This is a genomic window from Moraxella sp. I5G (assembly GCF_055193055.1).
The window spans coordinates 99,892-124,507 of the sequence record NZ_JBUXLH010000002.1 but is presented as its reverse complement, the minus strand read 5'-3'; the positions used below and the strand labels follow the sequence as shown (position 1 = coordinate 124,507).

Sequence of the window (24,616 nt, the reverse complement as noted above, 5' to 3'; positions counted from 1 at the left end):
AACCAAAATCAAACGCTCTGTCAGTAAAAAAATCAAAAAATTCACCTTAAATTGTGGTCGGTTTACTGACCAAAAATTCATGGGCATTATTAAGTAAAAATTCCTTGAATGCCAATGCTGCAGGTGATAATGAACGATTTTTATGCGTATAAAGTAAAAATTTTCGTTCCACGACAGGTTCGGTAATTGGGCGCATGGTTAAGCCATTTTGTTCAACCCATTCAGCAGCGTATAACAGACACAAGGTTACCCCAAGTCCCATGCGCGTCATACCAAGAGCGGTGGATAAAAAGTTAATTTCAAAGTCAGGATTAAAAATTCGGCTAGAAATTTGCACAGGCAGTTCGTTTTGCAAGCCCTTAATAAAAGGACCATTTAAGGTAATTAAGCGTTCATTTAATAAATCTGACCAGTGCAATTGATTTTTTTTAGCAAAAGGATGGCTTGTTGGGAGTACTAAATAAAATGGTGAACTAAATAAAATATCAGCGTGCAAGTCATCTGAATAACTGCGTTCGGGTGCAACGCCTAAATCTGCTTCTAAATTTTCAATGTGCTCAACCACTTGGTCAATTGAGCAATCGGTTAACGTAACTTCGATATTAGGGTGCAGTTCGCAAAATTTAGCAATAAATTTTGGCATGGTGCTTGCTGATAATTGCTGAGATACTGCTAGATGAATATGTCCTTGGTGTAATGATTTTAAATTGGCAACTTTTTCATTAAGCACACTCATTTCATTGAGTACACGTTTGGCTTGAGGCAGTAGCCTACCGCCTGCGTCGGATAGGTGAAGTTTTCTTGTGGTGCGGTCAAAAAGTTTGACGTCTAAATTTTGCTCAAGCTCTTTAATTAAGCCGCTTAATGCCGATTGGGTTAGACATAAGGCTTCGGCAGCTTTGGTAAAACTGTTTTGTTCAGCAACCAACACAAAGGCTTTTAATTGACGTAACGTGGTGCTCATATTAGTCCTATTGATAATATCATTAGCTATTATTATAAATGATAAATTAATAGATACAATATGATTGATGAGTAATGCTCATAAAAAGTTGCTCAATCCATCAAGAAACTTATGCTAGAATAGTCAGTTTGTTATAAATTATTTGACTGATTGTCAAAAAAATATTAGGAAAATTATTTTATATGCTTGTGTCTTTAACTTTGGATAATCTGGCACTGATTGAGCATCATCAGATTGAATTTGATAAGCGTTTTAATGTCATTACTGGTGAAACAGGTGCTGGTAAATCTTTGATTTTAGATGCATTATCGCTTTGTGTAGGCGGTCGTGCCGATGCGTCTTTGGTGCGACATGGTGCAGATGAAGCCTTAATATTTGGTGAGTTTGATGTATCGGATAATGATGCGGTGAAAGCATGGTTTGATGAATGCGAGCGTGAATTTGAAGATGTGCTGTTGATTCGCCGAAAAATTAGCCATCAAGGTCGTTCTAAATCATGGATAAATGGCGTACCTGCAAGCATTGGCGAGCTTAAATCATTGGGTGATATTTTGGTAAACATCCATTCACAGCATGCGGGGCTTGAGCTGTTAAAGCCACAATTTGTGATGGATTGGTTGGATGAGATTGGGCAGCTAAACGCTCTAAAAATTGCCACTAAAGATGCCTATCAGGCATGGAAAAACGCACAAGTTTTAGCCAAAAATGCCAAACAAGAAGAAGCAGGGCGAGCTGACCGCATGGCATTATTAAATGCTAAATTGATGGATGTTCAACCGCTTTTAGGAATTAATTTTGCTCAAATTGAAAGCGAATATGACGAATTATCCAATCTAGAAAGTTTGATGCAAGATGCTTTAGCGGCAAAAATGGCTTTGGAAAATGATGATGATGCGCCAAGCGTACTTAGTTTGTTATCACGAGCCATTAAAATTTGCGATAGTCAAAGCGATAAAGGTAAAGTATTTAGCCAGTGCAGTCAGCTGCTTAATCTAGCTCAAGAACACATCAGTGAATCAGCTTCTGTACTTGCCGATTATGCCGAGCAGTCTTTGCCTGACGAAGAAAGACTTAATGAGCTAAACAATTTATTGGGACTGGCACATCGATTGGCAAACAAGTATCATACACCCATTGATGAGCTTTTAAATCAAACAGATAGCTGGCAACGTGAGCTTGAAACTTTGATGGCAATTCCAGACAATCAAACTTTAGAAAAAGAAGTTGCCAAAGCTTTTGACATTTATATTGATAACGCTCAAAAACTGGATAAAGCACGCCAGGAAATTGCTCCAAAAATTACTCAAACTTTAGCAGAGTATTTAAAAACCTTGGCATTACCTAATGCAAGTTGTGAATTTGCATTTTACCCCAAAGAGCTTGATGATTACACCATGCATGGCACCAAAGAGATTGCTTTATTATTTAGTGCTAATGTTGGCATGCCAAAACAGCCTTTACACAAAGTGGCTTCTGGGGGTGAATTATCCAGAATTGCGTTAGTAATGCAGGTCATGAATGCCGACCAACAAACTCAAATTCGCCCAACGCTTGTATTTGATGAGGTAGATGTAGGAATTAGTGGGGCAACCGCTCAGGTGGTGGGTGAGCTTTTACGCAAGTTAGGCGACCACCAGCAATTACTTGCCATCACTCATCAGGCTCAAGTCGCCGCCGCCGCCCATCAGCATATTTTAGTCGCAAAAAAACATGGTGAAAAAACAACCAGTCATTTAAAAGTAATTACTAAAGACGAACAAATTGGTGAGTTGGCACGTATGTCAGGAGGTGTTAATATTACTGAGGCTACCAAAGCTCATGTAAAAAGTTTGCTAGCGGACATTGTTAAAACTGATAAAAAATCTAATAAATAGATTGGTGAACATTGGTTTTTACATGAATTTTAAAACACATAAGATTGATTTATGACCCAGATATCCCAAGCCGCAGTATTGCCCAAAAGCTTAATTCATCATTTTTTGATTCCCAGTCAAACAATCAATGATGACCGTTTTGTGGACGCATTAATTTATATATGTCGCCACCAAAGCCAAGAAGGGGCTTTTGGATTTATTATTAATAAACCGTTGTCATTCTTATCAGTTGGTTCGGTTTTATCGGAAATGAATTTGCCAGCGTCTCAAGTGCTCATGAATACAAATGCGGTGCTTGGCGGTTTTTTGCATGACCAAGCAGGGTTTGTTTTGCATACTGGTTTGCCTGTATTTGCATCATCTTTTGCGGTTGGTGAAAATGTTTGTTTGACCACCAGTAAAGATGTGTTAAAAAATATCGCTTTAGATAAACTGTCGCATTTTTTACTGTGTATGGGATTTTGTCGTTGGTCAAAAGGGCAGTTAGAGCAAGAAATTTTAAATAAAAAATGGTTGGTTTGCCCTGCAGATTTGTCTATTTTATTTGGGGCAGATTTTGAAAAACGCCTGTTACTCGCCAAAACAAAGTTGGGAATTTTACCAGATTTAGAGCAGATTGTTGGATACGCTTAACAACAGCTGAATGATAGAACACAATATAAGTAAGGATAATTTTATGACTCAACAAAGCAGTCCTCAATACACTATGTACCATCTCAATGGTTTTGTAGCTCTTGCCATTTTTATCATTATTATACTTGCTATTGTGTTTGTTTTACCTGATAAAACTCTAGTACCCATCTTTGTGGTGCCAGTGGTACTATTGGCAAGATTTAAAATCATTCAACCAAATACCGCTTTAGTCAGTACATTATTTGGACATTATTCGGGGGTGCTGAGTAAACAGGGTTTTTATTGGATTGTGCCTTTTTATTCAGTGCAAAGTGTTTCTTTAAAAACTACCAATTACGTAACCCCAATTTTAAAAGTCAATGATATTTCAGGAACGCCCATTGATGTAGCGGCAGCAATTGTCTACCGAATTGATAATCCGGCAGCCGCAGTATTTGATGTTGAAGATGTGCATGGTTTTATGAAAACCCAAAGTGAAAGCGCCTTACGCACACTCGTTTCACATTATCCTTATGCTAATCAAGATGGTAAAGAAAGCCTAGGCGGGCATTCTGCTAAGATTTTACAAGAGTTTCGCGACATGGTGCAAGAACGTGTACAAATGGCAGGCGTGTATATTGAGGAAGCGCGATTTACTCATTTGGCGTATTCGGCTGAAATCGCTCAAGCCATGTTAAGGAAACAGCAGGCTGAATCAGTGCTGATAGCACGTCAAACATTGGTAAAAGGGGCAATTTTAATGGTGGAAAGCACAGTTAGAGCTTTAGAAGCCAGAAAAATTGTTACCATGACCGATAATGAAAAAGCAAAATTGGTAACCAATATGATGACGGTGCTACTTTCAGAAGAAAACGCATCACCCGTGCTTAATGTCAGTGGTGAATAGCTAATAAATTGTTGAGATTATAAAAAAAGAGACGTTATTTTGCTTGAAAATACACCAAAAAATTTACATAACTCACTAGAGCCAATTTTAACGTTGGCTTTGGATTTTGGGGTTAAAAAAATGGGCATGGCGCTTGGCAATAGTCTAACCCAAAATGCTCGCCCCTTTGATGTGCTTGCGATGAATAATGGTCAGCCTGATTGGGAAAATCTGTTGGGTATGATTAATACTTGGAAAATTGGACAGATTTTAGTTGGGTTGCCACTGAATATGGATGGCACAGAATCCATGATAACCTTGCGTGCTAAAAAATTTGCTCGCAGACTGGCTCATCGGTTGGGTGAAAGGCATTTAAAAGTGCCTGTATTTTTCTATGATGAAAGATTGACTTCTAATGAAGCCCGTAGGCTGGCATGGGAACATGGACTGATTAAACGTCAAACTGACCCCATTGATGATGTAGCAGCGTGTATTTTATTAGACAGTTATTATCATGCGCCTGATTTAGCGGTTTACATTGCCAATTTTCATGACCAAACAGCCCAAGACCAATCATGATTGAACATTCCATTATTAAACAACACATCAAAACCGCCATCAAAACCGCAACATTGAGTACATATTTGGGATTTTTGGCAATTTTGGTGTTTTGTGTATTTGGCACCTTAGCCAGTATGGCAAAATTTAAAGACAGTATATTGATTTATTACGCGTTTCATTTTTTACCATATGTGCTGATTTCGCTGTCAATACCATTGAGTTTGCACCATTTATTTTTGTTGTGGCGTTATCGCATCATTCAGCTTGGCATTATTATGATTTTGCTCATCATTGGTTTGGGGTCGTTGTTAATTACAGTGATTTTGGGAATAATTCAAGGAGCTGGTGTGGCGTTTTTTATGAGTTTATTTTTAACCATGATATCGTGGTTTGGTATGCCATTTTTATTTAAAGTAAACTTTAAAAAATTTTTGGCATTTTTAAATCAATAACATCAAATCAACAAAATTGGAAAAAATTATGACAAAAATTAACCATGTTTTAGATACCCAAGGATTAAATTGCCCTGAACCAATCATGCTTTTGCATAAAATCATTCGTCAAGCTAAGGCAGGAGAGAGTATTGAAATTTTGGCAACTGACCCTGCAACCACGCGCGATATTCCCAATTTTTGTCGGCATTTAGGTCATCATTTGGTTGAACAAGAGGTTTTATCGGACAATCAATATCGCTACGTGGTTATTAAAAAATCAAATCAAGATTGAGTGGATTGGTCATCTTTTTCATTTAAAGCCTGAACAGATTTTTCATTTTTCTCATCAGGCTTTTTGGCATTGAGTGGCAAGATGACTAAAAAGCGAGTTTTCCCCCGCCAAGTATCTGTACTAATTTGCCCATTGTGAGCTTCTACAATTTGTGACACCAAAGACAATCCAAGTCCTGACCCTTTTTTCTCTTGTTTTAAACGCACAAACGGGCTAAAGATGTCTTCACGTTTATCTACGCTGATACCTTCGCCTTGGTCAATCACTGCAATCACCGCAAAATTTGCTTGCTCTTCTTCTGATTTTTTGTCTTTTCGTGTAAGTTTTCGTAAAAAGCTGTTTTTGGGTTTTTCTTCGCTAAATTCTTCAGTATTTTGATGTTCAGCACCGTATTTGTCAATTATCGCATCTTCGCCAAAATACTGACCATCTAAATCAAGTAGGGCTGCTGGTATACTGTAAGCATCTTCAGTAGTAATGGCGGTGTACAGATACACTTCAATAGGTGGTATACCATGAATCATGGCGTTATTAAGAAGGTTTCGTACTAAATGCGTTAGTAATTTGGGTTGAGCCGGCATCGATACTGGCAAGGCAAACAGTGTTGCTTCAGAATAATGCTGACATTCATTTTTTACCAGCTCATATAAATCAACCATTTCAGTATTTTGTAGGGCGTGCCCAGCATCTAAGCGGCTGACTAACAAGATACTTTCAACCAAATCATTTAAGCCAGTTAAATCACGATTGATTGCTGCAGCTCTTTTATCAAATTTGGCTTTGCTGGCTTCATCAAGGCGATTGGCAAGCATGTCCATCATTTCAATTTGTAAGCGAATGCGTGTAATGGGTGTGCGAAATTCGTGCGATGCATGAGCTAAAAGTAGACTATTGGCGTTAATGAGCCGTTCAATTTTTTGAGTGGACTGATTAAAGCCATGTGCTAAAAAGGCGATTTCGTCGTTGCCGTCTTCACTCACACGCACGCTAAAATCGCCATCACCTAATTTTGCCATTTGTCGGCTCATTTGATTGATGCGCCATGTTATTGAATGGGCAATCCACCATAAAACTGCGGTCATGATAATCATTAATAACATCGTGCCAGTAAATAAGTTGAACATGCCTAAAAATGGCGATTCTTTTGGCGGATTGCGATTTTCATACCATAAGATATATCCTGTATTGCTAACTACGGTTACATAAGGGCGACTATCGCCAATCAAAGTTGGTACAATACTTGACACCCAAGAAGTTTCTAACAATAACTTTTGAGGAAGTTCAGAATTTTCAGTTTGTACCAAAAGCCGTCTTGAAGGGTCGTATAAACCAATTTTAGCGTTTAAACTTTCATCAAAAATATCAAAACTTTTTTTAACAATTGCCAGTACAAAACGCGTCTGTACACGTCTGCCTTCATGGCTGTGTTTGTCAATTTCAACAAGCAATGGGTCTAATTGATGAAGAATTTGACCTGCAATAACCTTAGAACGAATGCTGTCTGAATTGTTATGAGTAAGCTGAGCAAGTAACACCATAGCAATAGCAAAGATAATCAATGCTAAAAACACACTGATAAATAGCCGCGCAAATAAAGAATGAATACCAAAATCGGGTTCTGTTTGTGCGTTAGAAGTCGGGTCTTTCATGGGAAATCATCAGTAAACAAAAAGACTTCAAGTCAAAAACCACCAGCAAGCTGATGGTTTTGATAAAAAGGTTTGATTATACTTGGTCAGTGGCAAATTGATAGCCAACACCACGAACAGTGATAATTCGTTTGGGTTGGCGTGGGTTATCTTCAATCAAGGCGCGCAAGCGAGAGATGTGTACATCAATAGCACGGTCAATATTTTCAGAACTGTCATCGTTTGGCATGGCTTGCCACAGTTGTTCACGATTTAACACTTTGCCTGCATGTGTGGCAAAATAATGTAAAAGTTGGAATTGATGTGTGGTTAGACGAACGATTTTATCATCAATGGTAACTTCATGACTGTCTGGAAATACGGTCAAACGTCCAAAAGTCAAACTACCAGAATTGGTATCGGCTTGATTTGGGGTTTCATGTCGGCGCAATACCGCACGAATGCGTGCTAAAAGCTCACGTGGCTCAAAAGGTTTGGAGATGTAATCATCAGCGCCCATTTCAAGTCCTAACACTCGGTCAGTGGTATCGCCTTTGGCGGTCAACATGATGATGGGTACTTTGTTGATTTGTGTGTTTTTAGAGGCGCGAACTTTTTGGCAAACCTGCATACCATCCATATCAGGTAGCATTAAATCCAGCACAACTAGGTTAATATCACGCTCTTTGGTGTCCAAAATATCCAAACCTTCCTGAGCGGTTGGCGCATGATGAATTTCGTAGTAATTCATGGATAAGTATTCACTGATAAGTTCCGCCAAATCAGGGTCATCTTCAATTAATAAAATTTGTTTGCTCATATTTTAACCTTATTTGTTGTAAAATGTGTAAAATTATCCTGTAATGCACGGTTATTTTGGGTGCGATACGGTTGAATCTAGGGCGTTACTGTGCAAATACACAAACTAAGCCTGTAAATAAACAGCTGTTGTATCTTGCCAATCTTTGATGTATTTAGCAAGGGGCAATCCGCCGATACTACAAAAAAAGAACGTTTTTTTAATGTTTCAAGTAGGTTTTTGATAAATCCGATATAAATTGTAAATAAACGTTACTGCTTGTTGTCTGGTTATAAAAGTATTTTGGGTTTATAAACTTAAAAACCCTCCAGCTTTACCAATTTGTTTTGAGCATTTTTGGGTAAGTCCGCTAGTACAATCAGTCCGGTTAAAGTAACTCCTGAAACCAAATATTGATCGCTTTTTGGTCGATATTCAATCACATCAACCGGGGCAAGAGTTATATAACCATCTTGACCAACTTCCCAAACATAGGCATGCAACGGGGTGATGGGTTTGTAGGGAGGTTTTTTTAGTGTATTTAGACCAAAAGGCGATTGAGCGTTGTCAAAAACGGCAAAAGCAGGCACTAAAACTCCTGTAGTCAGTTGCCCATATTCTACAGAACCGCTAACTTTATCACCAATATGTAATTTGGCTTTTTCAGCTTCGTCTTTGGGAATCAAGATGTGGATTTGAATGCCGCTAAATCCAAAATTTGCCAAATTTTGTACAGATTTATCAATTTTGTTGATTTGACCAATAAACTTACGACCATCTTTTGTGGTAAAATTGACTAATTTTTCATCATTGATAAAACGTTTGTATGACTTTGGTAACGCGCTAACTAGTTTGAATTGGCTATCATCGCCGATAAGCGCTACAGGTGTCGATTTTTTGTAGTTATTTTGCGGATATCTTGTAAATATCTTTGCGATAAAACCAAAAGTTGGAGCGATTATTGCAATATTTCTGGTGCTGGTTTCGGTTAAAGATTCTAAAGTTTTATCTGTTTGCTCTTTGATGTTGGTTGTTTTGTTAGAATCATTTGATTGATTATCCAAATAATTATTATCAATTAAATCAATAATGGGTGTTGGTTGAACAAAAGTGGCGATGACATCACCGGGGCTAACGCGCTGACCAATTTTAACTTGAATGGTGCTTAGTTTGCCATCATCAGGCAGATGTAAAGTGATGTATTGATGGGCATCTACAACGCCTTCTAAACGAAAACTAGGTTGATACAGTTCGGTTTTTATCTCAGCAAGATGAGTTTTGGTTAGGGTGATGGTGCGGGCGTCAATATGAATTTTGGCATTGTCAGCAGCACTGGGTTTTGGGGTTTTATGAACGTCAAAAAATAAAGTGTGATTATTATGATAAGAAACTTCAAAAGCAAATAAACTGACTATTACAGCTAATATGGTACTTATAAGCAGTACAGCGAGATAAGCATTCATTTAAATATATTTAATTGATGATGCTGCATAATAACATATTTGTTTAAGATTAAAAAGGTTTGTTTTTAACCAAAATATTTCATAATTGTGTATTATTTATACATAATTTGTACAATAATAAATTGTTGATAATTCATTGATAATAAAGTATTTAAAGCCACTGATATTTCTAAATTTTTACTTTTTTGTAATTAAACCTTCATATTATTAAAAAGTGCTAGAAAATTTTTATTAAATGTGATAAAAATGTTATTCTGGTTATTTATTGGCATTATTTCAGCGCCGATGAATTATTTTAAAGATTTTGATTATTTGTTTAATATTTTTTGGTGTTATTTCACCAAATAAGGAAAATGCCCCATGAGTAATTTCGCTGGCTTAAAAGTAATGATTATTGACGACTCAAAAACCATCAGACGCACAGCTGAAGCCCTATTACAAAAAGAAGGTTGCGAAGTCATTACTGCTGTCGATGGTTTTGATGCATTGTCTAAAATCGTTGAAACTAACCCCGATATTATTTTTGTGGATATTATGATGCCTCGTTTGGACGGCTATCAGACGTGTACTATGATTAAAAATCACCCAGAGTATTCATCTAAACCTGTAATCATGTTATCATCAAAGGATGGTTTGTTTGACAAGGCTCGTGGTCGCATTGTAGGTTCAAATGAATATCTCACCAAGCCTTTTAGTAAAGAAGATTTATTTGCAACCATCAGCCGTTACCGTTAAACTTGCCATTTCACTTAATAACCTAGTCAACCTGGAGATTTGTGATGGCAAAAATATTGGTCGTAGATGATTCCCCGCTAGAAATGGCAAGATTTCGGGAAATTTTGGGTAAACATAACTTTGAAGTAATAGAAGCATTTAATGGCGAAGAAGGTTGCACAAAAGCTTTAGAGTATCAGCCAGATGCAATTTTGATGGATATTGTGATGCCTGAGATGAATGGTTTTCAGGCAACCCGTAAAATTACCCGTGACGCTGCCACATCACATATTCCTGTGATTATTGTCAGTACCAAAGACCAAGAAACTGACCGCGTATGGGGAAAACGTCAAGGTGCTAAAGAGTATTTGGTAAAACCAATTAAAGAAGACGAACTTATTAACGTCATTCATTCAGTATTGGGGTAAATGTGGCTTCTGTAGGTTTTATTGAATTACTTCGTCTTGCTGACTTGGCTAAAGCGCGTACGACAGGTCGTCATGATAATGATACGCACCAGTGGACGGGCATCGCTTTTGAAGTAGCAGGACAAAAATTAGTCGCACCAATGGGTGAAATTTCTGAGATTTTGGCACTACCTGATGTGGTGCCAATCCCCCTAACCAAACCTTGGTTAATGGGTGTCGCGAATGTACGCGGTCGGCTTTTACCGTTAGTGGATTTTGCTAAATTTTTAGGACTTCAAAGCCATGAACGTCTAAAAAGCCGTAAAGTTTTGGTAATAGATGAAGAAGGCGTATTTTCAGGAATTTTGGTAGACCAGGTATTAGGAATTTTACAATTTTCAGAAAGTCATTATCAGGCAAGAGCGATTAATGAAGATTCGCCTTTTGCACCCTACAATCATGGGGTCTTTGTGAAAGACAATAAAGAATGGTTTGTTATGATGCCATCTTTATTGTGTGCCAGTGCAGATTATTTAAATGCAGCGGCAAGTTAAACTAAGCTGACTAAAAAAATAAATTCGCCTAATAAATAAAAAATGCATTTTTTAATGTGTTTGGGGTCTTTTGTCTGTAATTTTGTATAGTATTTATTATTTAGAGGGAAAGTATCATGAGCGATACTGAATCAGTCTTGGTTGCGCCCATTACAGTGAATGAAAAAAAATGGTGGGTGGCATTGGTTGTTTGTGGTGCAATTTCAGTCATTAGTTTTATCTGGCTGATTTATTCTCTATCTCGAATTACAGATTATTTGGGCGATGTTAGTCGTTTAGAAGTTAGTGCAACCAATATTGTACGTGATGTTAATGATGCAACATTTTCCAAAGATTATGAGCTTAGTAGTCAAGCTTATACTAGATTGGCTAATGATGTTCAATCTTATGAAACTACATTAGCACATTTACAAAAAAACAGTTTAATTGGGCATCAGTCTTTATTTAATGAATTAAGTGAAAATTGGCAAGCTAAAAAACAAAGCGCCACTTATGTGATTGAGCATCAAAATGACATCAATGCATTGCAAGACTTACAAAAACAAGTGAAAGACGCCACCACTCAGATGCAGTCTTTATATATGCAGTTGTCAGAACAAGCCATAACATCAGGTATGCCAGCCAATACGGTGCGTGATATTCAGTTGCAAATCATCGCGCTTGAGCGTATTGGCGAATCCATGACAGGACTGGTGAGTACGGTCAGCACAAGCCCAGAAACATTTAAACAATTAGTGAGTGATTTTGGTACTCGCTTAGCAAACCAGCAAACCAGCTATCCGCAAGCTGCTCAAGAATTACAAAACATTCATGCCATTCATGAACGCATGATTTTACCTGTGGTATCAAGCATCAATAATCTTAGCAGTCCTGCAATCCAAGCTCGTCAATCCGCTCAAGATTTGAATGATTTGGCGGCAACCACGCAAGAAAAATTGTTGAGTGTAGAACGTGGTATTGTTTCACAAAAAACCATTTCAGTTCCTGCAATTTTAGCAATTTTAACATTGCTTTTAGCAATGTATGCACTGGTACAATTATTTAAAAATCGTAGCCGTACCGAACGTATGGTGCTTGAAAAAGAAGCAATGCGCCAGCGTCAAGCAATGGAAACTGAAGCCGAACTTGCTCGCTTAGAATCTGACCGTGTCCAGCGCATGGAAATACAGCAAAAAAATTCACAAGCGGCGATTTTGCGTTTGCTGGATGAATTGGGTGATTTGGCGGAAGGGGATTTGACCGTTAGTGCTACAGTAACTGAAGAATTTACAGGAGCAATCGCCGACTCAGTAAACTTTGCCATTGACCAATTGCGAAAACTGGTGCTTGCCATTAATGATACTTCAGACCGTATCGCTCAATCGTCCCAGCAGACCCAGATGACCGCTGTAGAGCTTGCTGATGCATCAGAGCAGCAAGCCCAAGAAATTGCTGGTGTATCTGCAGCAATCAGTCAAATGGCGGTATCTATTGACCAAGTTTCTAGTAACGCCTTAGAATCTGCCAACGTTGCCCAGCGTTCGGTTGCGATTGCTCACAATGGAGCAGAAGCGGTACACCGTTCTATTGAGGGTATGAATATTATTCGCGACCAAATTCAAGAAACATCAAAACGTATTAAACGTTTGGGCGAATCATCACAAGAGATTGGTAATATCGTAAACTTGATTAATGACATTGCTGAACAAACCAATATTTTGGCACTAAATGCTGCTATTCAGGCATCGATGGCAGGCGAGGCTGGTCGTGGTTTTGCGGTGGTTGCTGATGAGGTTCAGCGCTTGGCGGAGCGTTCAGCGGCTGCAACACGTCAGATTGAACTTTTGGTAAAAACCATTCAGGCAGATACCAATGAAGCGGTTTCATCTATGGAGTCAACCACATCTGAAGTGGTAAAAGGAGCAAAACTTGCCAAAGACGCAGGGGAGGCTCTTGATGAAGTGCAAAACGTATCGCATACATTGGCTGATTTGATTGAAAATATTTCTAACGCTGCCCGTCAGCAAGCAACTTCAGCTAGCCACATTTCAAATACCATGGGTGTGATTCAAGACATTACTTCTCAAACATCATCTGGAACAATGGCAACTGCTCGTTCAGTGGGTCGTCTAAATGAAATGGCAGCCGAATTACAAAAATCAGTATCAGGTTTTAAATTATCTAATGATGAGGAAATTGCAACTCTTACATTGTAATTGAGATGGTTAGCCAACCAAGTCTTTGACTTGGTTTGGCTTTTTTGTTTTTGAAAATGTTTTTAGATTGGCTTATGGGTATAGTTTTTGCACCAGTCTAAATCAACATGTAAAATTATCAATGAGAAAAGTTTGATATTTTTTTATTTTGTCAAGCATTATTTGTGAATGCTCAGTACAAAAATTTTATCTAGACCCCCTAAAAATTTGCAGAATAACCTGTTATTATGACCGCAATTTACACAATTGGGTATTTGACAAAATAAAAAAGATACGATATTTTGCACGATTTATCTGTCAAGATATATTTTAATAAATATATTTACAAAATGTATTGAAAAGTAATTCGATTTTATACGCTAACTTGGCATTTTGCCATGCGAGAACAATATGCATATCACACAGTCCAATAATTTAACTACCTTGGAGTGGTTGAACGCACCACTAAGTCAGCAGCTGAACGCAATATATGACTATTCCTTTACTGACGTCAATGAATATTTGCTGTACATTAGTGCTGAGTACAAAAATATCCGCCGTGTGTTTACAATTGCAAAAGTTCCAGAGTTTGAGCGGTTAGCGGCAACCATCTCGTTTGTGGCAGAACAGGTCGCTAATAAAGAAGTAGCCACTTTGTTTTTACCTGTGGTTTTGCACGCCAGTAAGCTTTTACAATATGAATTTAATCACTTTATTAAATCTGGATATTTGCGTTACAACTTACTAAATTTACGTGCGCATTATTTGCAGCTGGTTATGGTGCAGATGGGTATCGATGTTCCGCCAGAAAATATTTGGCAGGCAGCCCGAGATATAAAATTTAGCGAGCAAGTAGAATTTGATGATTTAACCGCATCTGATTCATTAACTGATGGCGAATTTGAAAGATTAAATAATGATTGGCATGCATTGGCAGAAAAACTATTAGACCATCAGCAAAACATTACACTGATTTTGACAGGTTTGCGAACAATTACGCTGCGTCTAACCCAGGTAAGTTCTGGAATCTTGAAAAAATTATGGCTATTTTCACTGATTTTAATTGATAATATTGCTAATAATTTAAGTGCTAATACAAACGTTAATGATGCAACAACAGGCACATTGCGTGAAGATGACCGATATATTTTGCTAAAACTTGAACGAGCATTTCATTTGGATTTTAGTCAAGATTTGCCAATTTTAGATGTATTATGGTTGGAAAATGCGTTTATTGATTTGTATATCAATTTAGCAAGCTTACCCAAAAAAGACAAAGCTGCTCAAAAATTACTAAACAACATTGATGATGGAGTGATTTTAGAGCAGACGTTGTTTACTTATGCGGTTGATTCATTACAACAAACAATTAAAGCGCTTGATGAAGACAGAATTTGCTTTGACATTCTAAATAAATTACACAAGCGTCTAGAAAGTCGCGGTTGGACTTTTTATGCTCGTGAATTAGAAGATGTGATAGATTATGCAACAGGCGCTAATATCAGCGAAGAAAGTTTTGACGTTATCAAAGAAAATCTTGTTCAAAGAATTACCAAACTGATTGGTACCATTGAAAAAACACATCAGGCTATCCAAACCAATGGCTTTAATGAGGTGAATTCAGACAGTTCTTTGGGCATGGTTTCTATTGCTTTGGAAGAAATTAAAAACAGCTTTATTACCTATCTTGATACCAAAAACTTAAATGACTTACCCGATAACGATAGCTTAGAGCAGCTAAATTACTATTTTGAAGAAATGAAATTAACCAAAGTGGCGGAAGTAAGCCGTCATTTGGGTAATATGTTTTCAACACTAGCTCAAAAAGCTCCCACACGTATTAGCTGGCAGCTTGCTCATGACATTGCTGATGGGCTGGCTTTGTTTGAGATGTTTTTGGATAATTTATCCAGGCAGGTTTTTGATGATGCACTACTAATTAAAACCCAAGAAAGCATAGATGCATCATTTGCGATCATTAATGACTTAGAAGACAAAAATGAGGATGTATTAGAACTGTTTGACATTTATGTTAAACTGCTTAAATCCCACGAAAATACTATCTTATATGACGATAACGGTGAAAAACAGCCAGTATCGGGCGAAGTGATACATACTTACACTCTAAATCCAGGCAGTTATAGAGATACTGATGATGTTGAAGATGTAATTTTTGTTGAATCTAAGCCCAAACCTATGATTCAAAAATTCATACATTCAGGCGATTCAGCTATTACCAGCATTACCACAGTTCCACATTTTCAAACCAATTATCAACCTGAGATTAAAACCGCCAGTGATACACTACTAAATGATGAAAGCAAAAGCCACGATATTTTGCTAACAGATATTTTATCTTTACCAAGCATCAGTTTGTCAGATGGTGATAATAACAATAATCACTTGGCAAATGACGCTGTCAAAGCCATGAATTTGGTTGGGTCAGATGATACAAAGAACAACACGTCAGAATCACCAAATTCGTCCGTTTCTAACAGTCAAAATCTGCTTTATGATACCATCAAAGCAAATATAAAAGCTGATGATTTTAGTTTTGATGCAGAATTTAGAGAAATCTTTGTAGAAGAAGCGGACGAAGTTATTGATGAAATTCACGTTCATTTGGCTACCCTAAATAAAAAGGGTGTCAACGATTTGCCATCTTTAAAAGAAATTCGTCGTGGCTACCATACCTTAAAAGGTTCGGGGCGTATGGTGGGTGCTTACAATGTTGGTGAAACAGCTTGGTCTATTGAAAATATGCTCAATCGAGTATTAGACCACAGCATCAACTCCAGTCAGGAAATGGTTGGTTTGGTGGTGGATGCAACCGATATTATGCCAATAATGGTGCAGGATTTTGCCGCTGGAAACCCGCCCAGTGTTGATAACCTTGCTATCATTGCCCAAGCTCAAAACCTGCTTAAAGGCCGTCCTTTAAAAGAAGGGTTGCCAACAAAACAGTCTCTTAATCAGCCAGCCATCCAGGTAGAAGTGGATACTGAAGTTTTAGTGAGTAATGACTTCACTAAAGATGCGGTGACCGTTGTGGCAGATACCATAGCCGAAGAATTATTGACAACCAAAGAAAATGTCAAAAGTGCTGCACCTGATGAGCAGCTTGACGACAACAACTTAACTACCAATGATTTAGATATTCAAAAAAATACATTGGATGAGAATACCACATCAGATACCGTACTTGAAGCAGACTTTGACGCGGCAATTTTTGATATACAAACCTTAAGCGCCGAAGATGAAGCTTTAATAAACACAGATTTGCCAATACAAGAAGATATTAAACAAACAGATGATTTGTCAGCCAATGACGATGAGGTCGGCTTACGAAACAACCAAACTCAATCTGACATTTTACTTGATGAATTTTCTGAAACAGCAGATTTGATGGATGAAAATCTTGGCGCTGAAAATTTAATCACTATATCAGAAAAACCTTCTGATACTTCTCCAGATATTGCCAATAAATCTGACCAAAACGAAAGTGGCGATTTAGGCGTACTATTGCCATTTATGGAAGAGGCTCAAAAACCTTTGGTATCAACGCTGGGTGATGTTGACGATGATATTAAAGAAATTTTCATTGAGGAAGCTCATGAAGTTTTAGATGATATTGTTCCAATGTTTAAATCGTATCTGGCTGACCGCAGTCAAGCCCGACTTTTGATGGATGTACGCCGAGGCTTTCATACCTTAAAAGGTTCTGGACGCATGGTTGGCGCAATGGAACTAGGAGAGCTGGCTTGGGCGGTTGAAAATATGATGAACCGCATCTTAGATGAGACAATCACGCTTAATGAAGGCATGTGCACCCTGATTTATGAAGTTTTAGCTGAATTTTCAGGGTTAGTTGCAATTTTTGAACACCATAAAGATTCTTATCCAGAAAAAATGCTTTTATGGCGTGCAGCTTGCCATGCTTACAGCAAAGGACTTGCCAATAAATTTGACTATAGAGTGTTTGCTAATGCCGATTATGTGATTGCTGATTGGCAGCTTGATGATGGTTTTGAAAAACCCGAAATTGCCGAACTTAGAACCAAATCCAGTTTACAAGCACTTAGTTCTTTACAGCAAATAGGTGAGCTTATCCAAAACGCCCCTGCAGGCAGTGCCGAAAGTGAAGAAGAAGAAATGCTTTGTGGCATCTTTATTGAAGAAGGTAAAGAACTTTTAGCGCAGGTCAAAGCATTTTTAGAGGAAAATAAAAATGCCGTTAGTGTGCCAGTTAATGATAAGATTGTGCGAGTGTTCCATACTTTACGCGGGGCTTCTGGGTTAGTACCTTTGACGGGTGTGGGCGAAGTTGGAGCAATCATTGAGCGAGTATTGCAAGATTTGCAGCAGCACGAAACGCCAATGACCCAAACTCATCTATCAGCGCTGCATGAGGCGGTTTTGCTTATCGAGGCGCATTTGGCGGCTTATGAAAACCCCGAAGAAGACCAGTCACATCAGCAAATGGAAGAAGATAAACAGCTTTTACAACTGTTACTGCCTAAGGATGACCAAAAAGAACTTGGCGTTAGTGAGTTAATTCAAGGAATTGATACACTGATTGATGCTGAAATTGACCTAAAATCATCCATTGCAACCGATAGTGATATTGTGGTGTATGCCAATCAGCAGCTTGCCGAAATTGAGGTTTTGTCAGCGCGAACTCAAAATCGTCGCAAATTTCAACGTGTGCTATCTGCGTTAAGAGAAACCTATCAACTTGCACAACAATACCCAGCATGTATGCACGATGAATTTGTGGAGCAGCTATTAAATGTGCATCATCAATTAATTGGATTGTTTGACTCATTGGCGGGCAGTATGTCGCTGCATTTGGATGATGAGGTGCTTCAGGCGCTCAATGATAATGTTGTAAAACATACGGTCGATTATCATCGTCAAGAACATTTAAAAGAAACGGCTCAATTAGAAAACCAAGTTTCAGAGATTTTGGATAAACCGCAACAAACCGAAGAAACGCTAATTTTTGAAAATATTTATACGGATGATGAGTTACTGCAAATTTTCTTAGATGAAGCTTTGTCTTTAGATGAGTCAATGACCCAAGTAGTTGTTGATTGGCATCAAAATCCTAAGAATAATCAGTATGTTCAATCATTGTATCGCTATGTACATACCATCCAAGGCGGTGCAAGACTCGCTGGCATTATGAGTGTGGGTGATTTGGCAGATGAGATTGAAGCAGTTTTTCAAAAATTGCTGGATAAAAAAATCATTGCCAGCGCAGGTTGGGTTACAATCATTAGTCAATTGATGGATGTGTTGTCGTTACAACTTGAAATGATTAATAGTAAAAAACAGTCATTTTTTGCTGAGCGCACCATCAGTGAACTACATCAATATTTATCCATGGTGGCAGTCCCAGATGATGCAGCGGTTTATGCACCTGTCATTGAAGAAACTGACGAATCGGAAGAAGATGAATTCATTGATGACGATCAAACAGGTAATGAAGCTACCCAAAGTCAGCCTGCTTTGGTTGATGTTAAAAAATTAATTGAAGATTCATGGCAGGGTAATGTACCTGACATGGATATTTTGGAAGTATTTTTAGAAGAAGCAAAAGACCTAGCAGAAAGCAGCAGTGAAGAGTTTGGAGTATTTCGCAATGATACCACCGATAGCCAAACACTGCATTCGCTTCAGCGCAAACTGCATACCATCAAAGGTGGTGCTAGAATGGTATCTGCCAATGGCATGGCGGACTTGGCGCATGAAATGGAAACCATCTATGAAGATTTGGGTCATGGACGCAAACCTGTTACACCGATGATAACCCAGCTTCTGTATGCTTGCCATGACTGGATTAGTGCCGCTGTTGGGCTTTTGGAACAGCAATACAATCCACCACGGCCAACAGAACTGATTGAGGCGCTGCATCAATTTATCCAAAATCCTGACAGTTTAACCCATGTTCCACAAGTTTCATTAGAGCGTGATTTAGAAACTTTAACAGCCAAACCTGTTTTAGATGTAGATTATCAGGCAGAAGAAGAGGAATCTTCCTACAGCATTGAAAAAATGCCACCAATGAAAGGTGTGTTTGGTGAGCAAACTGAAAGTACGACTGCTGCTGAGATGATTCGTATTTCAGCACCTTTAATGGAAGAGATGATTAACTTGTCTGGTGAAGCAGCAATCAACCGTGCTCGTATTGAGATGAACATGGTGAGCTTGACAGGTAACATTGAAGAGATGGGGGCAACCGCTCAACGTTTGTCTGACCAACTTCGCCGTATGGATATTGAACTTGAAGCTCAAATCATTGCTCAGCTGGATGAGCAAGAATTGGACGCAGGTTTTGACCCGTTGGAGATGGACCAATATTCTTCTCTAAATCAATTATCCAAATCGCTTGCAGAATCTGCATCGGACATTTTGGATATTAAAACAACATTGCTTGAAAAAACTCGCGACAGTGAAAATTTGTTATTACAATTAGCACGCACCCAAGCAAAATTGCAAGACAATTTGATGAATTCGCGTATGGTGCCGTTTTCTCGACTGACCCCACGTCTACAACGCATTGTTCGTCAAACGGCGGGCGAACTTGGTAAGAATGTGGAATTAACCGTTATTAACGCAGACGATGAAATGGATAGAAATATCCTAGACCGCATTACTTCACCACTAGAACATATGTTACGAAACGCGATAGACCACGGTATTGAATATCCCGATTATCGCAGTGAGATTGGTAAATCAGCAACAGGTCAGGTGGTTTTAGAAGTTCAACGCGAAGGCAATGAAGTGGTGATTTTATTGTCAGATGATGGTGCGGGCGTTGATGTGGAAGCGGTTCGTAAAAAAGCAATCGCTCAAGGACTGATTCGTCCAGATGAACGTTTGAGCGATAACGACATCATGCAGTACATTTTCAATGCCGGCTTATCTACAACCAATAAAGTTACTCAGATTTCAGGTCGTGGCGTTGGTATGGATGTGGTACGCGCCCAAGTACGTGAACTTGGTGGTACAGTTGCTATTGAATCAGAGCGTGGCAAAGGTTCTAAATTTATTATCCGTGTGCCTTTGACAGTGGCGATGTCAGATACTTTGGTTGTTCGTGTTGGCGACCGTCAATATGCCATTCCTTTGATTCAGATTGATAGAGTGGTACAAGTAGACCTTCAAGAATTAAAAACCTATTATCGCTGGAATAAAGACGCGATTATAATTGAAGATAAACCATATCGATTGCGTTATCTTGATGAAATTTTAAATAATAATGATTTTAGCAACGATTCAGAGTCTAGTTTGCCAGTTATTATCATTAAAAACCGTGTTGGTCAGCATCTGGCTTTACAGGTTGATGAGATTGTTGGCTCACGCACCGAAGTAGTGGTTAAGCCCTTAGGTCGTCAGTTATCGCATTTATCAGGGATTTCGGCAGCAACCATCATGGGCGATGGTTCAGTAATGTTGATTCTAGATTTATTAGCACTAATGCGAGTATCACGTCAACGTCGAGATATCAGCAAAAAAGTTGTTAAAGCTAGCCATAGAGACCTGATTATGGTGGTGGATGATTCGGTTACAGTGCGTAAAGTAACTTCTCGCTTCTTAGAGCGTCATGGCTTTGATGTGGTGGTTGCTAAAGATGGTGTGGATGCGGTGGAAAAACTCCAAGACACCTTGCCTGATTTGATGCTTTTGGATATTGAAATGCCGCGTATGGATGGCTTTGAGGTGGCAACCCAAATTAGAAACAGTGACCGCCTAAAAAATCTACCCATTGTCATGATTACATCAAGAACTGGCGAAAAACATCGAGAACGTGCGTTTGATATTGGTGTGAATGACTATATGGGCAAACCTTTCCAAGAGGCGGACTTGCTGGCACGTATTCATCATATTTTAGACTTGCAAGACGATGCGGATTGATTAAATGCTCGATGCTTCTAGCAAAAACAGACCTTTGGTTGTGGTGGTGTGCGATGACCGAAGTCAGTTTTTTGCTTTTGATGATACACTGCATGAATTTGGTTTAAAATTGCTCGGCTGTTTTAGTGCCGAGCAGGTATTAAACGGGAAAACTGCCAATCTGCCCAAACATTTAATTTGGCTGATTGATGTGCATTTTGATGGTGAGTTACAAGATGCAGTTGATAGTAATCAGCCGTATTTGGTCTTGGTGGGATTTACTCCTGCGCCCAGTTTAAGTAATCTTCAAGCCTATCAAAAATGGCAAAACGCACTGATTCGCCAGTTGCGTCAGCGTCTTAATTTGCCCCAGATTCAAAAAATCCAACAAACCACTCCAAAACCATGGCGTTATGTGTTGCTTTTGGGTGCGTCCATGGGCGGAATTTCAGCGTTAAAAGATTTTTTATCACATTTGCCCGCCCAAATGCCTGTAGCAATTGTGGTGGCGTATCATTTTGATGCCAAAATGATTCATACACTGCCAAAAACACTTACCCAAAATAACGATTGGCATTGTCAGGTGATTACAACAAATCAAAGTTTACGTTCTGGCAGCTGCTTAATTGTACCGATTGACCGTAAAATTATCTTTGATAGCAATGGGCGAATTTTTTTACAAAATCAGGATTGGGGTGATGGTTATCAGCCTAATATCAGTGCCATCTTAAAAAATATGAGTGATGTGTACAACAATGAACTTATTAGCATTATTTTTTCGGGCATGGGTGATGATGGCTCAAAATATTTATCTGAAACAAGGTCTAATTCAAGCCATATTTGGGCGCAAAGTCTTGCCAGTAGTAGCTGTATTAGTCAGCCAAAGGCAATCATTGATTCAGGATATTGTCAATTTGTTGGTACACCCATTGAGCTTGCCAATCAAGTTATCACTGTGGTTAATGCATCACATTAAACAAGATTGGATGATAAAATCAATAAAACTTTAGCGTATTATCTGGGGATTTTTATGAAAAATGTTAAAAAACATCAATTTGAAGCGGTTAGTCTATTAACGCCAGAAAATGGCACATTAGAAGTCAGCATAATTCCAACGCTTGGGCAGCCAAATTGGGTTTTGCCAACTTGCTTGATTTTACAAACTTTGCCACAAACTGCAAGAATTGATACTTATACTTGGGTGCATGACGACGTTCGCCAAGATTTGCTAGTGTATCATTTGATTCCGCAAGAAGTTGAGGCGCAGTTTTTAGTTATTTTGGAGGGTAATAGCGATAAACATCGTTTGGCACTTCAGACAACAGGAGAAATTACTACTTTGAGAGTTAAAATTTCCGATGTAAAAGACTGCGAGCTGGATGAAGAGGAGCGAGCTAATATCAAAAATGCCTTGCCAAAGATTTTGGCAAATAAACATGATGATGAAGATTATGTGTATCAAGCAGTAAAGATTGGCGATGAGCTTTTGGTTGTGCCAAATTTGGATTTGATTAGTCATCAGCTTTTTGGCGATGAATGATTGATGGTAAAAATCCATCAAATCAATAATTAATTTATTAAAAACCCTTATAATATGCCAAATTGACCCCATACAAGCAGCGTTATTTTACAGTTTTTAAAAATTTATTCATTAAGGTTAAGGCATAGTCATGACATTTAACACAATCCAAGAAATCATTGACGACATTAAAGCTGGTAAAATGGTTATTTTAATGGATGATGAAGACCGCGAGAATGAAGGTGATATTGTGATGGCAGCAGTTCACGTCAAGCCATCAGATATTAATTTTATGATTACTCATGCGCGTGGCTTGGTGTGTTTGACGTTGTCTGAAGCACGTTGTCAGCAGCTAAATTTGCCGCTGATGAGTGATAAAAATGGAGCGAAGTTTAGCACCAATTTTACTTTATCTATTGAAGCAGCTGAAGGCGTCTCCACAGGCATTTCAGCAGCCGATAGAGCCAGAACTGTTCAGGCGGCAGTTGCGCCTTACGCCAAACCTAGTGATATTGTTCAGCCGGGACATATTTTTCCAATTATGGCAAAAAAAGGTGGTGTGCTGCACAGAGCAGGACACACCGAAGCCGGTTGTGATTTGGCAAGGCTGGCAGGGCTTGAACCTGCCGCGGTGATTTGCGAAATTATCAAAGAAGATGGCGAGATGGCGCGACGTGATGATTTGGAAGTATTTGCCAAAGAACATGGATTAAAAATTGGCACGATTGCTGATTTAATTCATTATCGCATGACTAATGAGCAAACAGTTGAATTGTTGGACTGTTGTGATTTTGACAGTGATTTTGGAACTTTTAAACTGTATCGTTTTCAAGAATATGGCGCCAGTGAAACTCATTTTGCATTAGTCAAAGGTGCACCCAAAGACAATATTGCTACTGTGCGTGTGCACAGTTTAAATCCATTAAAAGATTTGTTTGCCGCAAAAACCGAAAAACAAGGTTGGAGCATCCAATCAGCATTGGCAGAAATTGCTAAAAGTGAACATGGGGTGTTTGTGTGGATAGATAATGGTCAGCCTATTGATTTAAATCGCGCTTTAAGCAAACAAAATACCCAGCCAAACATTCATGACGCAAGTGAACCTTATCGCAGTATTGGCGTGGGCGCCCAAATCTTAAAACTGCTTGATGTTCGTGATATGCGCTTATTATCCAGTCCCGCTAAATTTAATGTATCAGGTTTTGATTTAAATATTATTGAATCAGTGTGTGCGGTATAACTAAATGTTAATTAAATAAAGCCACTTTATTTAGGTGGCTTTTATTATTGATTATACGAATATTTAAATGCGTTTTAATAATTTATTTTGAGTAAAAATATTTATTTACTTAAAAATCCAGTGGTTAAAAGATGAGCAAGGCTTAAAGTTAATAAACCACCAACAACGGTTAAACTAATGTATAAAACCGCCTGATAAATAAGCCCTTGCTGTAAAAATGAAAACGTTTCTATGCCAAAAGCTGAAAAGGTAGTAAAACCACCTAAAACGCCAGTTACCAAAAACGCCCGCCATTCATGGTTTAGCACTCCAGTTTTTTGGTTAATGGCAAGCAATACGCCTGCCAAAAAACAGCCCACTAAATTTGCAATCAAAGTTGCGTAGGGAAACTGCCCTGATGCGGATACAAACAGTAAAGATAGACCAAACCGCGCTACTGCGCCAATTAATCCACCTAAAGCAATTAAAATAAGTTGTGTATTCATTCTTTAGTAATAAATAATAATTAGATATTTTCAATGTTATCGATAATGTGTTTACATATCATAACACTTTGTTACTAGAAGTAACAACAAAAATACCGATAAACTGCAATA

At 38.4% G+C, this 24,616-nt stretch carries 19 protein-coding genes; 14 read left to right on the top strand and 5 right to left on the bottom strand.

The features are described 5' to 3' along the window. Window positions 1-46: 46 nt before the first annotated feature. Complete coding sequence (locus tag ACZBKJ_RS01630) at window positions 47-964, bottom strand: LysR family transcriptional regulator (protein ID WP_463199177.1); 918 nt, start codon at window positions 962-964, stop codon at window positions 47-49. Between the two features lie 182 nt (window positions 965-1,146). Between ACZBKJ_RS01630 and recN the strand changes: the two genes are divergently transcribed. From recN to tusA, 6 genes are read left to right on the top strand one after another with little or no spacing between them, the layout of a single operon-like run. After that, entirely contained in the window at window positions 1,147-2,838 is a 1,692-nt protein-coding gene (recN, locus tag ACZBKJ_RS01625) for a DNA repair protein RecN (protein WP_463199176.1), read from the top strand. 51 nt (window positions 2,839-2,889) lie between these two features. Then, window positions 2,890-3,471, top strand: coding sequence for a YqgE/AlgH family protein (locus tag ACZBKJ_RS01620; RefSeq protein ID WP_463199175.1), 582 nt, complete (start codon window positions 2,890-2,892; stop codon window positions 3,469-3,471). Between the two features lie 43 nt (window positions 3,472-3,514). Continuing rightward, complete coding sequence (locus ACZBKJ_RS01615; RefSeq protein ID WP_463199174.1) at window positions 3,515-4,357, top strand: SPFH domain-containing protein; 843 nt, start codon at window positions 3,515-3,517, stop codon at window positions 4,355-4,357. Between the two features lie 39 nt (window positions 4,358-4,396). Beyond that, window positions 4,397-4,915 (top strand): Holliday junction resolvase RuvX, encoded by a 519-nt coding sequence (gene ruvX, locus ACZBKJ_RS01610; protein ID WP_463199173.1) that lies wholly within the window; start codon window positions 4,397-4,399, stop codon window positions 4,913-4,915. Further along, window positions 4,912-5,349, top strand: a complete 438-nt coding sequence (locus ACZBKJ_RS01605; RefSeq protein ID WP_463199172.1) for a hypothetical protein — start codon at window positions 4,912-4,914, stop codon at window positions 5,347-5,349. Before ruvX ends, ACZBKJ_RS01605 begins: the two co-directional genes overlap by 4 nt. Before the next feature lie 28 nt (window positions 5,350-5,377). After that, window positions 5,378-5,623, top strand: coding sequence for a sulfurtransferase TusA (tusA, locus tag ACZBKJ_RS01600; protein WP_463199171.1), 246 nt, complete (start codon window positions 5,378-5,380; stop codon window positions 5,621-5,623). Here the strand turns inward: tusA and ACZBKJ_RS01595 are convergent. The 3 genes from ACZBKJ_RS01595 to ACZBKJ_RS01585 form a co-directional block, all read right to left on the bottom strand. Next, complete coding sequence (locus ACZBKJ_RS01595; protein WP_463199170.1) at window positions 5,614-7,272, bottom strand: ATP-binding protein; 1,659 nt, start codon at window positions 7,270-7,272, stop codon at window positions 5,614-5,616. The genes tusA and ACZBKJ_RS01595 overlap by 10 nt on opposite strands. Window positions 7,273-7,348: 76 nt before the next feature. Continuing rightward, on the bottom strand, window positions 7,349-8,071 hold the full coding sequence (locus ACZBKJ_RS01590; RefSeq protein WP_463199169.1) for a response regulator transcription factor: 723 nt from the start codon (window positions 8,069-8,071) through the stop codon (window positions 7,349-7,351). Between the two features lie 296 nt (window positions 8,072-8,367). After that, window positions 8,368-9,513, bottom strand: coding sequence for an efflux RND transporter periplasmic adaptor subunit (locus ACZBKJ_RS01585; protein WP_463199168.1), 1,146 nt, complete (start codon window positions 9,511-9,513; stop codon window positions 8,368-8,370). Window positions 9,514-9,873: 360 nt separating this feature from the next. Here ACZBKJ_RS01585 and pilG point away from each other — a divergent pair, with 360 nt between their 5' ends. From pilG to ribB, 8 genes are all read left to right on the top strand, one after another. After that, a complete protein-coding gene (gene pilG, locus ACZBKJ_RS01580; RefSeq protein ID WP_463199167.1) occupies window positions 9,874-10,248 on the top strand; it encodes a twitching motility response regulator PilG in 375 nt (124 codons plus the stop codon). A 44-nt stretch (window positions 10,249-10,292) separates the two neighbouring features. Then, the gene (locus ACZBKJ_RS01575) at window positions 10,293-10,655 is read left to right on the top strand and encodes a response regulator (protein ID WP_463199166.1); all 363 of its coding nucleotides are present in this window, start codon (window positions 10,293-10,295) and stop codon (window positions 10,653-10,655) included. A gap of 2 nt (window positions 10,656-10,657) precedes the next feature. Further along, the gene (locus ACZBKJ_RS01570; RefSeq protein ID WP_463199165.1) at window positions 10,658-11,188 is read left to right on the top strand and encodes a chemotaxis protein CheW; all 531 of its coding nucleotides are present in this window, start codon (window positions 10,658-10,660) and stop codon (window positions 11,186-11,188) included. Window positions 11,189-11,304: 116 nt separating this feature from the next. After that, on the top strand, window positions 11,305-13,383 hold the full coding sequence (locus ACZBKJ_RS01565) for a methyl-accepting chemotaxis protein (RefSeq protein WP_463199164.1): 2,079 nt from the start codon (window positions 11,305-11,307) through the stop codon (window positions 13,381-13,383). A gap of 390 nt (window positions 13,384-13,773) precedes the next feature. Then, window positions 13,774-21,282 carry an Hpt domain-containing protein gene (locus ACZBKJ_RS01560; RefSeq protein WP_463199163.1) on the top strand — a complete coding sequence of 2,503 codons (7,509 nt, stop codon included), beginning with the start codon at window positions 13,774-13,776 and terminating at the stop codon, window positions 21,280-21,282. Between the two features lie 4 nt (window positions 21,283-21,286). Beyond that, a complete protein-coding gene (locus tag ACZBKJ_RS01555) occupies window positions 21,287-22,237 on the top strand; it encodes a chemotaxis protein CheB (RefSeq protein ID WP_463199162.1) in 951 nt (316 codons plus the stop codon). 54 nt (window positions 22,238-22,291) lie between these two features. Continuing rightward, on the top strand, window positions 22,292-22,801 hold the full coding sequence (locus tag ACZBKJ_RS01550; protein WP_463199161.1) for a hypothetical protein: 510 nt from the start codon (window positions 22,292-22,294) through the stop codon (window positions 22,799-22,801). A 130-nt stretch (window positions 22,802-22,931) separates the two neighbouring features. Further along, window positions 22,932-24,020 (top strand): 3,4-dihydroxy-2-butanone-4-phosphate synthase, encoded by a 1,089-nt coding sequence (gene ribB / locus ACZBKJ_RS01545; RefSeq protein WP_463199160.1) that lies wholly within the window; start codon window positions 22,932-22,934, stop codon window positions 24,018-24,020. A 101-nt stretch (window positions 24,021-24,121) separates the two neighbouring features. Here the strand turns inward: ribB and crcB are convergent, their stop codons facing one another. Then, window positions 24,122-24,505, bottom strand: coding sequence for a fluoride efflux transporter CrcB (gene crcB / locus ACZBKJ_RS01540; protein WP_463199159.1), 384 nt, complete (start codon window positions 24,503-24,505; stop codon window positions 24,122-24,124). Window positions 24,506-24,616 lie beyond the last annotated feature (111 nt).

Coding starts and splice junctions, on each gene's coding strand:
- tusA (WP_463199171.1), top strand. CDS start 5,378: ATGACAAAAATTAACCATGTTTTAGATACCCAAGGATTAAATTGCCCT.
- ACZBKJ_RS01575 (WP_463199166.1), top strand. CDS start 10,293: ATGGCAAAAATATTGGTCGTAGATGATTCCCCGCTAGAAATGGCAAGA.
- ACZBKJ_RS01585 (WP_463199168.1), bottom strand. CDS start 9,513: ATGAATGCTTATCTCGCTGTACTGCTTATAAGTACCATATTAGCTGTA.
- ACZBKJ_RS01565 (WP_463199164.1), top strand. CDS start 11,305: ATGAGCGATACTGAATCAGTCTTGGTTGCGCCCATTACAGTGAATGAA.
- ACZBKJ_RS01550 (WP_463199161.1), top strand. CDS start 22,292: ATGAAAAATGTTAAAAAACATCAATTTGAAGCGGTTAGTCTATTAACG.
- ribB (WP_463199160.1), top strand. CDS start 22,932: ATGACATTTAACACAATCCAAGAAATCATTGACGACATTAAAGCTGGT.
- ACZBKJ_RS01560 (WP_463199163.1), top strand. CDS start 13,774: ATGCATATCACACAGTCCAATAATTTAACTACCTTGGAGTGGTTGAAC.
- ACZBKJ_RS01605 (WP_463199172.1), top strand. CDS start 4,912: ATGATTGAACATTCCATTATTAAACAACACATCAAAACCGCCATCAAA.
- ACZBKJ_RS01595 (WP_463199170.1), bottom strand. CDS start 7,272: ATGAAAGACCCGACTTCTAACGCACAAACAGAACCCGATTTTGGTATT.
- recN (WP_463199176.1), top strand. CDS start 1,147: ATGCTTGTGTCTTTAACTTTGGATAATCTGGCACTGATTGAGCATCAT.
- pilG (WP_463199167.1), top strand. CDS start 9,874: ATGAGTAATTTCGCTGGCTTAAAAGTAATGATTATTGACGACTCAAAA.
- ACZBKJ_RS01620 (WP_463199175.1), top strand. CDS start 2,890: ATGACCCAGATATCCCAAGCCGCAGTATTGCCCAAAAGCTTAATTCAT.
- ACZBKJ_RS01630 (WP_463199177.1), bottom strand. CDS start 964: ATGAGCACCACGTTACGTCAATTAAAAGCCTTTGTGTTGGTTGCTGAA.
- ACZBKJ_RS01615 (WP_463199174.1), top strand. CDS start 3,515: ATGACTCAACAAAGCAGTCCTCAATACACTATGTACCATCTCAATGGT.
- ACZBKJ_RS01590 (WP_463199169.1), bottom strand. CDS start 8,071: ATGAGCAAACAAATTTTATTAATTGAAGATGACCCTGATTTGGCGGAA.
- crcB (WP_463199159.1), bottom strand. CDS start 24,505: ATGAATACACAACTTATTTTAATTGCTTTAGGTGGATTAATTGGCGCA.
- ACZBKJ_RS01555 (WP_463199162.1), top strand. CDS start 21,287: ATGCTCGATGCTTCTAGCAAAAACAGACCTTTGGTTGTGGTGGTGTGC.